Below are 11,779 nucleotides of genomic sequence, written 5' to 3' on the forward strand. Positions count from 1 at the left end.
TGATGGATTGGAAGTCACACCTCATCGTCGCGCCCATTCTCTTGCCGCTTGTAACAGCTGCATTGTTGCTGATGTTCGACGAACGCAAGCGCAAGCTCAAAATGACGATCAATACGATCTCTATCATCGGCTTGATCTACATTGCGTACACGCTACTCGGCGTTGCGAGCGAAAAAGCACCGGAAGCATCAGTTTATCTGATCGGCAACTGGCCCGCACCATTCGGCATTGTGTTGGTTCTCGACAGGCTTGCTGCGTTGATGCTGATGCTAACCAGTGTGCTTGCACTGGCAGCACTCAGCTTTGCGCTTGCCCATTGGCACAAGGCAAGCCCGAATTTCCATACGATTTTCCAGCTTCTGCTCATGGGCCTTAATGGCGCGTTTCTGACAGGCGATCTGTTCAATCTCTTTGTTTTCTTTGAGGTTATGCTTGCAGCATCTTACGGCCTGGCGCTCCATGGTTCAGGTCCGGCACGCGTTAAAGCTGGCATGCACTATATCGCGGTCAATCTGGTTGCTTCGTCGCTATTCCTGATCGGGGTCAGTCTGATTTACGGTGTGACGGGTACGCTTAACATGGCGGATCTGGCGCAGAAGATTTCGCAGGTTGCGCCAGAAGATCGTATGCTCCTTGAAGCAGGCGCTGCCATTCTCGCCGTTGCGTTCCTCGTGAAAGCCGGTATGTGGCCACTCAATTTCTGGCTCGTACCTGCTTATACGGCAGCTGCTGCTCCGATTGCGGCTATTTTCGCGATCATGAGTAAGGTCGGCATTTACGTTCTTTTGCGTCTTTCACCGCTCATGTTCGGTATTGGAGCTGGCGAATCCTACGGGTTTGGTAACGACTGGCTCTATTACGGCGGGATGGTCACGCTGGCATTTGGCTTAATCGGCGTGGTCGCATCGCAGGCTATGGGTCGTCTTGCGAGCTACAGCATTCTGGTATCCTCCGGCACATTGCTTGCCGCCATCGGCAGCGGCAACACCGCGATGACAGGTGCAGCACTCTTCTACATGGTCAGCTCCACACTGACGATTGCTGCTTTCTTCCTGCTGATCGAACTTGTCGAGCGTGGTCAGGATGCTGCGGCAAACGTTCTTGCGGTCACGATGGAAGCCTATGGCGACGACGAGGAAGAAGAAGAGGAAGAGGAAGTTGGCGTAGTACTGCCTGCAACCCTGGCCATTCTCGGCACCTGCTTTGCCGTAGTGGCTATACTTCTGATCGGCTTGCCACCATTCTCTGGCTTTATCGCGAAGTTCCTGATCCTTGCAGCCGTTTTCAACGGCGATGGAGCCGCACCGACATTGGCTATGCCAGTCAGCCCGGCAAGTTGGGCACTGATCGCGCTTATCCTGCTTTCTGGACTTTCGGCGCTGATTGCGATGACGCGCACAGGCATTCGCACATTCTGGGCGTCGCTTGAGGGCAATGTCCCGCGCGTTCTGGTCCGCGAAGTGGTGCCTATAGCCGGTCTACTGGCCGTCTGCCTGGCACTCACCATCGCAGCAGGTCCGGCCATGCGTTATATGGATGCAACAGCTCGTTCGCTGCACAATCCGAAAGACTACATCAACAGTGTCCTGGACGCCCCGCGTGTGGGCGGAGCAACGGTGGAGGTAAAATGAGAAAAATTCTACCTTTCCCGCTGCTCTTCGTATCTTTGATCGTGTTTTGGCTTCTGCTGAACGGGTTTACACGCGCTCAGCTGATCCTGGGCATCATTATTGCGCTCTTTGCCTGTCATGCGATGACAGCGCTTCAGCCACAGAAAAATCATTTGCGCTCGATTCCGACCATGTTGTGGCTGTTTTGGGCCGTCAGCATCGACATCCTCACATCGAACATTGCAGTCGTGAAACTGATCCTGTCTCGGCGTAAGGAGCGCCATCCGGGATTCGTGGTCATTCCGCTTGATCTTGAAAACCGGACAGGGCTGGCAATCCTTGCTTGTATCATCACAACGACGCCGGGAACTGCATGGGTTGATTACAACGTTGCCCGTAAAGCGCTGACGATCCACGTTCTTGATCTGGAAGATGCCAAAACTTGGCGAACAACGATCAAGCAACGTTATGAACAGCCACTCATTCGCATCTTCGGGGCGCGAGACATAGTGAAAGAGGAGCAATCGGCATGAGCGCAGTTATTCTTTTCTGGTCACTACTCGCCGCACAGATCATGCTCATCGCCGCCATGGGCTGTGTGGTTTATCGCTTGCTCATCGGACCACGTGCGCAAGATCGCGTACTGGCAACTGACGCCCTTTACCTCAACGCGCTTTTATTGCTGCTTACTTTTGGCATGCGCACAGGCAGCGTCATCTATTTTGAAGCCGCACTTATCATTTCATTGCTCGGTTTTGTAGCCACTGTTGCACTTGCCAAATTCCTGATGCGCGGGGAGGTCATCGAATGATCGGAGCTGCTGATCTGCCCGTCTGGGCCGCAATCGTCATTTCGTTTTTTCTTGTTTCCGGCGCCTTCCTGACGCTCGTCGGTTGCATTGGACTTGTTCGTTTTAAGAGTTTTTATGAACGCATTCATGCGCCGACTATTGGTTCTTCGTTCGGTGCCGGTGGAATCTTGATCGCTTCCATCATGTTTTTCTCCATCTTGCAATCCAAGCCGATTCTGCATGAAGTGTTGATTACCGTCTTTGTGGTCATCACAACGCCGGTAACGCTCATGTTGCTAAGCCGCGCGGTGATTCATCGTGATCAAACGCAGGACAGCAAAGAGCTTCCTTCATCTTCCGACCAGAAATGATGGTTGGAAGCATCGGCTTGAGGCATTTGGAGGAGTGCTGAAGGCTGCGGCCAATTGTCCATATGCACCTTGCATCCAGACATGCGGATTGAAGGTTGAGGCCATTTGAATTATCTGAATTTCAGTAATTTCTGAAAGTTCAGAATTTACGGGAGAGAGAACTTGGAATTATCGCCAATTGTTCAGTCGTTTGTACTCCACTTCGGAGAGATGGGTAGCCGCTGGGGTATCAATCGTACGGTTGGACAGATTTATGCGCTGCTCTATCTATCGTCTGAACCCTTGTGTGCGGATGATATCGTTGATGCGCTTGGTGTTTCGCGCTCCAACGTTTCGATGGGCATCCGCGAGTTGCAGGGCTGGAATCTTGTGCTGTTAAAGCACATACCCGGTGATCGTCGCGACTTTTTCACGACGCCGGGCGATGTATGGGTGATTTTGCGAACGCTTGCCGAAGAACGCAAGAAGCGCGAGATCGATCCGACCCTTACAGTTCTGCGCGAAGTCCTGATGGAACAGCCGCAGGACGCCGGCGACCAATATGCGCAAGACCGCATGAAGGACATGTACGCGCTCATCGAGCGGCTAACCAACTGGTACGACGACGTCAAGAAACTCGATACCGACAGATTGACCAGCCTGCTGGCGCTTGGCGCCAAGGTGACCCGCTTTCTGGAGACGACCGACAGGATCGTGGCTCTGGGAAGGGGTAGAACATCGGCCAAAAAGGAGCCTAAGCGAGAGTGAAACCCGTTGCCCCCCGAACGGAAGAAGCGGCACGACAAGACGGCGAAACCTCTGGCGACAAACGTCGTCCGCGTCGGCGTCCAGTTCCGTCTCTGCTAAAAACGGGGGCAAGGTTTCAAGCTGTGGCAGCACTTTTATGGCTGCCACAGGCTGCACTTCTCGCCTATGGCGTGGGCTATCTCGCTAATACAGGCTTTGATGCAACAATCTATTATCTTGCTGCGGGACTATTTCTTATAGGCTGTGTGCGTAACCTTCTGGACGCACATGGCGCGAAAAAGGCGTTCGATGCAGCCAGAAGTGAGTTGGCCAAGCTACGAGAAAAAGCTGTAACGGCGTTATCGCAACACTCTCCCCTTGATACGTCCCGTCCGTCTTCCGGTGAAGCTGCAAGCATACTCGCTGAACAGGCTGAGATGATTGTTCCCTATCTCTCTCGTTTTGTACCAGTTCGCATTCGGGTTATGCTCGTGCCACTGGCAATCCTTGCCGTCGTGTTTTGGTTTTCCTGGATAGCAGCAGCGATCCTGCTGATAGCAGCACCTTTGATCCCGATTTTCATGGCGCTTATTGGCTGGCGTGCAAAAGCTGCCAGTGAAAAGCAACTCATTGCTTTGGGCGACATGAACGGTTTTCTGCTTGATCGTCTGCGTGGGCTTGCAACAATTCGCAGCTTTAGTGCTGTCGATATGACCGCGACACGTCTCCGCGATAATGCCGAGACACTACGCAGCAAGACAATGATTGTTTTACGTATCGCTTTCCTGTCATCTGCCGTTCTGGAGCTCTTCGCAGCCCTTGGCGTTGCCATGGTGGCGGTTTACATCGGCTTTCATCTGCTCGGACCTTTAGGCTTTGGTGCTTGGGGAAATAAGCTAAGCCTCGCTGAAGGCTTATTTATTCTCCTGCTTGCTCCCGCATTCTTTGAACCTCTGCGCGATCTCTCCGCCGTTTGGCATGACAGGGCATCTGGCGAAGCCGCCATTGATGCACTCGAGGAACTTTCAATGCACGAAATGCCTGTGGTTGGTGGCATTACTGCTGTGGAGAAAGTCGAGAACGCGCCGTCGCTGATGCTTCGGAATGTCCGCTTTCGGTATTCCACTGGTGAGGATGTCTTCAGCGGTTTTAATCTCGATATTGAATCGGGAGAGCACGTGGCACTTCTCGCGCCGAGCGGTTATGGCAAGTCGACATTGCTTGCTTTGATTGCTGGATTGGCGGCACCACAGGAAGGTGAAATCCGGATTGGTGGTGTTCCGCTTCAAAATGAAACGGCTGCAACCCTGCGTACAAGAATGCGATGGGTCGGCCAGAAGCCGCATATTTTTGCAGGCAGCGCCCGACACAATATAACTCTTGGTCGCGATGCCTGTGTCGAGAAGACTGCTTCTATCATCGACCAGATGGCCTTGAGCCATGTCGCAGGCATTACCGGAGCCGGAGTAATCGGCGAAAATGGTGCCGGGCTTTCCGGTGGTGAAGCACTTCGATTGGCCTTAGCGCGGATTGCTGTGGATCAAGATGCCGATATCATTCTCGCTGACGAGCCAACGGCACATCTTGATCATGAAACAGCGGATCGCATCGCTGATACTCTGATCAGTCTTGCCAAGGGCAAGACGCTCATCATTTCAACACATGATGAGACGCTCGCAAGCCGTATGGATCGCGTGGTTCGGCTCAATGATTTGAGTGGCAATGGGCAAATCTGGCAGAAAAGGGCAGCAGAATGAAGGGACTTCAATCGCTCGGCCCGATCCTGCAGCTTTTCTTCCGCACAAAAGGGTTGATGCTTTATGCGGGCATTGCAGCCGCAACAGCAACGGTTCTCGCGGGCATCGCGCTGCTCGGGCTTTCCGGTTGGTTTATTACAGCCACTGCTATTGCCGGTTTAAGTGTTGCAACTGCCGTAGTTTTCGATGTTTTTGCGCCAGCTGCCGGTATTCGACTTCTGGCAATTTTACGTACAGGCGCGCGCTATCTGGAGCGTCTTGTAACGCATGATGCGACGCTCGCCATTCTCGCAGCGCTACGCGAAAAGCTGTTCCGCAGCTGGGCCCGCCCGGCAGCGGCCAGTGCATTGCTCAAACGACCGGCACGGCTTCTGTTCAGGCTGACTGCTGATATCGATGCACTTGATTCACTTTATCTGCGCGTCCTTGTGCCAGCAGGGGCAGCACTCGCAACAGCGATCACCACTGGTGTGGCGCTTGGTCTGATGTATCCGCTTTTTGGTTTGATCATTGCGTTGACGTTGCTTTTTATCGGACTGGGACTGCCACTTATTGCGGCTAAACGGGCTGAAAAGCCAATGCGCCAGCGCGCCAAAGGCACTGAAGCATTGCGTGCGCGGACGGTCGATCTGGTCGCAGGTCAGACTGAACTCTTAATGGCTGGGCGCATGAACAGTCAGAATGCAAGCATCATGCGGGCCGATAGCTACATCGCATCAAGCGACCGCGTTCTCAACCGCATTGAAATTTCGACCGGTGCCGGTCTTGGCATTCTTCATGCTGGCCTACTGGCGGGCGGACTGATCGGTGTCGGATTACTCATGCAAGCTGGATTGATCAATGCCCCGGTAGCGGCGCTTGGATTGCTTATTATCCTTGGCGCGATGGAGCCATTTGCAGCACTGCGCCGTGGTGCAATGGAACTCGGCCGCACAATACTCGCTGCGCGCCGCGTCGCTCCTGCACTTGAAGCACCGGACAACATCCAATCGCTGGCAGCGCCTGCAAGAGGCTATGCCGTGAACCTGGAACATGTCACCGTTCGCCATGAAGGTGTTGTAGCGAAAGCTCTTGATACGGTTGATCTGAACATCTTTACAGGCGAACGCTTGGCGATCATCGGCACCAGTGGTGCTGGTAAGTCTACTCTTTTCAATGTGCTGGCTGGCGAGATCACTGCCGAGGACGGCAATGTCCGGGTTTTGCCAGCACGACTTCTGACGCAGCGAACTGAGCTGTTCAAAGACAGTCTTCGTAACAATCTCAAGCTCGCGAAGTCAGATGCAAGCGATGCGGAGTTAAACGCCGCATTAGAAGCCGCCGGTTTAGGCGACTTCATGGACGCCCAGACCGAGGGAATGGATACGGTTTTGGGCGAGGGGGGACTTGGGCTCTCTGGTGGTCAGGCCAGACGCCTTGCTTTGGCCCGACTGTTCCTGACCGATGCTCCTTTATGGCTCCTTGATGAGCCCACTGAAGGACTCGATCAGGCAACTGCCGAGGATGTGCTTTGCCGCCTCAGTGAACAGGCCAAGGGCCGTACCTTATTGATTGCGACGCATATTCAACGCGAAGCACGCATTTGTGATCGTGCAATTGTTTTGGATCAAGGCGCGCTCGTTCATTCGATGACCAAAGGAGAACCCTCTTTCGACAAAGCCCTCAAATCTTTGAGGTGAATTTTAAGTAGGGGGGCTGTGAGCCGGTTCAGCATCGGTAGCAGCTCGTAACATCAGGAGGGCCGGATTTGCCGGCTTAAAGAGATGGAATTCGATATTGTCTCCCTGTCGAGATTGCAGTTTGCAATTACGGCACTTTATCACTTCCTCTTCGTACCTCTGACATTGGGTCTGTCCGTGCTGCTTGCCATCATGGAAACCGTTTATGTCATGACCGGAAGGCTCATCTGGCGGCAGATGACAAAATTCTGGGGTACGCTGTTTGGTATCAACTTCGTTATGGGCGTCGCTACCGGCGTTGTGATGGAGTTTCAGTTCGGCATGAACTGGAGCTATTACAGCCATTATGTCGGCGACATATTCGGAGCGCCGCTTGCTATTGAAGGCATGATGGCCTTCTTCCTTGAAGCAACCTTCGTTGGCCTGTTCTTCTTTGGCTGGGATCGTCTGTCCAAGGTCGGTCACCTCATGGCGACCTATGCGGTCGCAGCCGGGTCAAACTTCTCCGCGCTATGGATTCTGATCGCCAACGGTTGGATGCAAAACCCGGTTGGTTCAGCATTCAATCCCGAAACGATGCGTATGGAGATCACCGACTTCTTTGCGGTTCTGATGAACCCAGTGGCGCAGGCGAAATTCGTGCACACCGTTTCGGCTGGCTATGTAACGGCTTCGATTTTTGTACTCGGCGTTTCTGCCTGGTATCTGTTGAAGGGTCGCTCCACCGAGCTCGCCAAGCGGTCGATGACTGTTGCGGCGTCGTTTGGTCTCGCGGCTTCTCTTTCAGTGGTCGTTCTCGGCGACGAAAGCGGTTATCTCGCCAATGAACATCAGAAGATGAAAATCGCGGCCATCGAAGCCATGTGGGAAACAGAGCCGGCTCCGGCTTCATTCACTGTCTTCGGCTTTCCAAATCAGGAAGCACGTGAAACCCATTATGCCGTGCATATTCCTTGGGTCATGGGTCTGATTGGTACACGCTCGCTGACAACGCCAATCGAAGGCATTGAGCAGCTCGTCGAAAATGCGCAGGGCCATATCCGTAAGGGCATCATCGCTTATGATGCGCTTCAGAAAATCCGTGCTGCAGGCGATACAAGCGTTGTGCCGCAGGACGTCAAGGATGTATTCGCCGATAATAGCCAGTGGATGGGTTATGCGCTGCTTCTGAAGCGCTATGTCGATGATCCGCGTCAAGCAACTGATGCGCAAATCGCGCAGGCGGCCAATGACACCGTTCCGGGCGTATTGCCCTTGTTCTGGGCGTTCCGCATCATGGTCGGCATCGGCTTCTTCTTGATCCTGTTGACCGGCACATTCTTCGTGCTGTCTGCGCGGCGCAAGCTGGATCGCCATCCATTCCTGCTCAAAGTTGCAGTCTTCGCCATTCCACTGCCATGGATCGCTGCGGAAATGGGCTGGATTGTCGCTGAGTTCGGACGACAGCCTTGGATTATTGAAGGTATTCTGCCAACAGCGGTTGCCGTCTCCAATCTTGGTGCCTCGACGGTTCTTTTGACGATCGTCGGATTTGTAGCGATCTACACAGTCCTGTTCATCATCGAAATGGGCCTGATGTTGCGCGCGATCAAAGCCGGGCCTGAACCCGACAGCAAACCAGAAGCAAAGCTTGCACCTGTAAGCATTGCGCCAGCGGAGTAAAGATCATGATACTCAGCGACTTGTTGGACTATGAAACACTCCGCATCATCTGGTGGGTGCTGCTCGGTGTATTGCTGATCGCCTTTGCTGCGATGGATGGTTTCGATCTTGGCGTCGGGATTTTGTTGCCGTTTGCCGGTAGAACGGATGTCGAGCGGCGTATTGTCATCAATACCATCGGTCCCATTTGGGAAGGCAATCAGGTGTGGTTGATCCTTGGCGGCGGCGCTATCTTCGCCGCTTGGCCACCGCTTTACGCCGTATCCTTCTCAGGATTCTATCTGGCAATGTTTCTTATATTGTTTGCCCTGATCCTGCGTCCGGTTGGCTTTAAGTTTCGCTCGAAACGCGACAGCGTGGCGTGGCGTACGGGCTGGGACTGGGCGTTGTTCATCGGTGGCTTCGTGCCTTCGTTGATCTTCGGCGTTGCTGTCGGAAACGTTTTGCAAGGCGTGCCATTCCGTTTCAACGACGATCTTCAGATCTTCTATGACGGAACATTCTTCGGGTTGCTCAATCCGTTTGCACTTCTCTGCGGTGTGCTTTCCGTCACGATGCTGACGATGCTCGGCGCGGGATGGCTGGTGTTGAAAACCACTGGCGAGGTGCACGCAAGGGCGCGTTCATATGGCAGCATTGCAGCGTTGCTGACGACCGTACTTTACGTGGTGGCAGGCATCATCAGCTGGCTCTGGGTATCGGGCTACACAATCACCAGTGCTGTGGTGACAGGGGGACCATCGAACCCCCTGCGCAAGGCCGTTGAACTCGATCATGGTGCCTGGTTCGTCAATTATATGAACTATCCGATCCTCCTGATCGCACCGGCCCTTGGCATTCTCGGTCCGCTGCTTCTTTTCATCATGTTTCGCAGCAAACGAGACATCGCACCGATACTCACCGGACAGCTATCCGTCTTCGGCATTATCGCTTCAGTCGGTGTCTCGATGTTCCCGTTCATTCTGCCATCTTCGATCGATCCCCGTTCGAGCCTGACAGTCTGGGATGCATCGTCGAGCCACATGACCTTGTTCATCATGCTGGTTGTAACCTTGATCTTCCTTCCACTCATCGTCGCCTATACCTCGTGGGTTTATAAGGTTCTGTGGGGCAAGGTTGATAAGGAAATGATCGAAGACGAAAGCAACCACGCTTATTAGAGCACCGTGCGCCCACCTGGGCGCACAAAGGTAGCTCTAACACTTTAAAATGAGAGCATAATTTTACCTCAAACTAAGAAAGGAAGAGCAAGATGTGGTATTTCTCCTGGCTTCTTGGTCTGCCGCTTGCTGTAGCTTTCGCCGTATTGAACGCCATGTGGTATGAGTTGATGGACGACAGGGCGCGTAAGCGCCTTGCTGGAGACCCAACCGCTGAACTGGCGCGCGAAGGCACCAAGCATCATTAGACTAGCAACAGAAATGGCCCGGAAACGGGCCATTTCTTTATTTGGTGTCAAAACCAAATCGATTCCTACAATCCGGCAACAAACACAGCCATTGGAGCTGTGGACAAAATGCCTCACATGGCAGCAAAGCGCATAATTTTCTCCGCGTTTACATCCAGTCAGTACCAGCTGGTACTGACCTTTTCGTCAACGAAAGGAAATAATGTTGCGCAATACGCAATCAATCTTCTCATAAAAAACATATATGAAATCAGTTGTATAAGCTTGTTTCGACAGCGGGTTTCAACAGTCCATATTTCTCGTGGGAACTAACCGGATTTCTATTGAGCAAGGCCAGTCAAGAATAATCTTGCTTTATTCTGAAAGCCGTTCCACCCTGAATGAAGTGAAATCGGAGGAGGAAAACCGGCTTCACGTCGCATGGGAGGAATGAAGCCAATCTGTTTAGGGTTGGCTATCGGAAGAGCGTAGATGCTTTGCCGGAACAAAATCACAATCCACCCGTTCGACATTTTGTGCCAGTTTTGCGAGGTATGCCCGCATGAGCGACGATGTCGTCCTATCCCTGCATGTTCCTGAACCGGAATGGCGGCCCGGCGATGCGCCGGATTTCTCCCATGTTAAGATCCCGCGTGCAGGCAGCGTGCGCCGCCCCGAAATAGATGAAAAGCCGGAAGCCATGCGCGATTTGGCATTCAGCATCATCCGGGTGCTCAATCGGGATGGCGAGGCGGTTGGTCCATGGGCTGGAACCCTTACAGATGATGAGCTGAAAGAGGGTCTGCGTCATATGATGATACTGCGCGCTTATGATGCGCGCATGATGATGGCACAGCGGCAGGGCAAGACCTCGTTTTATATGCAGCATCTGGGGGAAGAAGCGGTCAGTTGTGCTTTCCGTAAGGCGCTGCGTAAGGGCGATATGAATTTCCCGACCTATCGACAGGCGGGACTTCTCATCGCTGATGATTATCCGCTCGTCACGATGATGAACCAGATTTTCTCCAACGAACAGGACCCGCTGAAAGGCCGTCAGCTGCCGGTGATGTATTCGTCACAGGAGCATGGCTTCTTCACCATTTCCGGTAATCTTGCCACGCAATATACGCAGGCTGTTGGCTGGGCCATGGCATCGGCCATCAGCCACGATACCAAGATTGCCGCTGCCTGGATTGGCGATGGCTCGACCGCAGAAAGTGATTTTCACGCGGCACTTGTTTTTGCATCCACCTACAAAGCGCCTGTGGTGATGAATATCGTCAACAATCAATGGGCGATCTCGACATTTCAGGGCATTGCGCGCGGCGGCTCGGGTACGTTTGCAGCACGCGGCCACGGTTTCGGCATTCCGTCATTGCGTGTAGATGGTAACGATTATCTGGCTGTCCATGCCGTGGCCAAATGGGCTGTCGAGCGCGCAAGGCGTAATCTAGGCCCGACAATCATTGAATATGTGACCTATCGGGCCGGTGGGCACTCAACATCCGACGATCCGTCCGCGTATCGTCCGAAAGCTGAAAGCGATGCTTGGCCTTTGGGCGATCCAGTCCTGCGATTGAAAAACCATCTCATTTTGCGCGGCGTTTGGAGTGATGAACGCCACAAGCAGGCCGAAGCGGAAGTGATGGACATGGTTGTGGCAGCGCAGCGCGAGGCGGAGGCCATCGGCACATTGCATGACGGACGCAAGCCTTCCATGCGCGACATGTTTGAGGATGTCTATGCCGAAACGCCGCCGCATCTGATCCGCCAGCGCCACGAAGCGGGGTTCTAAGA

Annotated in this window: 11 protein-coding genes; all 11 read left to right on the plus strand. The window is 53.5% G+C overall.

Going from position 1 to position 11,779, the window contains the following annotated elements:
• Positions 1-2: 2 nt before the first annotated feature.
• The 11 genes from OIV19_RS04515 (at position 3) to OIV19_RS04565 (ending at position 11,777) form a co-directional block, all read left to right on the plus strand.
• A complete protein-coding gene (locus OIV19_RS04515; RefSeq protein ID WP_151092383.1) occupies positions 3-1,631 on the plus strand; it encodes a monovalent cation/H+ antiporter subunit D in 1,629 nt (542 codons plus the stop codon).
• Positions 1,628-2,143 carry a Na+/H+ antiporter subunit E gene (locus OIV19_RS04520; RefSeq protein ID WP_151092295.1) on the plus strand — a complete coding sequence of 172 codons (516 nt, stop codon included), beginning with the start codon at positions 1,628-1,630 and terminating at the stop codon, positions 2,141-2,143. Before OIV19_RS04515 ends, OIV19_RS04520 begins: the two co-directional genes overlap by 4 nt.
• Positions 2,140-2,421 (plus strand): K+/H+ antiporter subunit F, encoded by a 282-nt coding sequence (locus OIV19_RS04525; protein ID WP_024897889.1) that lies wholly within the window; start codon positions 2,140-2,142, stop codon positions 2,419-2,421. The genes OIV19_RS04520 and OIV19_RS04525 overlap by 4 nt, the downstream gene beginning before the upstream one ends.
• Positions 2,418-2,771, plus strand: a complete 354-nt coding sequence (gene mnhG / locus OIV19_RS04530; RefSeq protein WP_024897890.1) for a monovalent cation/H(+) antiporter subunit G — start codon at positions 2,418-2,420, stop codon at positions 2,769-2,771. Before OIV19_RS04525 ends, mnhG begins: the two co-directional genes overlap by 4 nt.
• Before the next feature lie 162 nt (positions 2,772-2,933).
• The gene (locus tag OIV19_RS04535) at positions 2,934-3,518 is read left to right on the plus strand and encodes a GbsR/MarR family transcriptional regulator (RefSeq protein ID WP_191793232.1); all 585 of its coding nucleotides are present in this window, start codon (positions 2,934-2,936) and stop codon (positions 3,516-3,518) included.
• The gene (gene cydD / locus OIV19_RS04540; RefSeq protein WP_264230797.1) at positions 3,515-5,254 is read left to right on the plus strand and encodes a thiol reductant ABC exporter subunit CydD; all 1,740 of its coding nucleotides are present in this window, start codon (positions 3,515-3,517) and stop codon (positions 5,252-5,254) included. Before OIV19_RS04535 ends, cydD begins: the two co-directional genes overlap by 4 nt.
• Positions 5,251-6,933: a thiol reductant ABC exporter subunit CydC gene (cydC, locus tag OIV19_RS04545; protein ID WP_264230798.1), complete on the plus strand. Its 1,683-nt coding sequence runs from the start codon at positions 5,251-5,253 to the stop codon at positions 6,931-6,933. The genes cydD and cydC overlap by 4 nt, the downstream gene beginning before the upstream one ends.
• A gap of 84 nt (positions 6,934-7,017) precedes the next feature.
• On the plus strand, positions 7,018-8,595 hold the full coding sequence (locus OIV19_RS04550; RefSeq protein ID WP_095444412.1) for a cytochrome ubiquinol oxidase subunit I: 1,578 nt from the start codon (positions 7,018-7,020) through the stop codon (positions 8,593-8,595).
• A gap of 5 nt (positions 8,596-8,600) precedes the next feature.
• Positions 8,601-9,755 carry a cytochrome d ubiquinol oxidase subunit II gene (cydB, locus tag OIV19_RS04555; RefSeq protein WP_264230799.1) on the plus strand — a complete coding sequence of 385 codons (1,155 nt, stop codon included), beginning with the start codon at positions 8,601-8,603 and terminating at the stop codon, positions 9,753-9,755.
• A gap of 92 nt (positions 9,756-9,847) precedes the next feature.
• Positions 9,848-10,003: a cytochrome bd-I oxidase subunit CydX gene (gene cydX / locus OIV19_RS04560; protein ID WP_151092303.1), complete on the plus strand. Its 156-nt coding sequence runs from the start codon at positions 9,848-9,850 to the stop codon at positions 10,001-10,003.
• Positions 10,004-10,544: 541 nt separating this feature from the next.
• Complete coding sequence (locus OIV19_RS04565; protein WP_111787176.1) at positions 10,545-11,777, plus strand: 3-methyl-2-oxobutanoate dehydrogenase (2-methylpropanoyl-transferring) subunit alpha; 1,233 nt, start codon at positions 10,545-10,547, stop codon at positions 11,775-11,777.
• Positions 11,778-11,779: the final 2 nt, after the last annotated feature.

The organism is Brucella sp. HL-2 (assembly GCF_025846885.2).
Classification (GTDB): Bacteria; Pseudomonadota; Alphaproteobacteria; order Rhizobiales; family Rhizobiaceae; genus Brucella; species Brucella quorumnocens.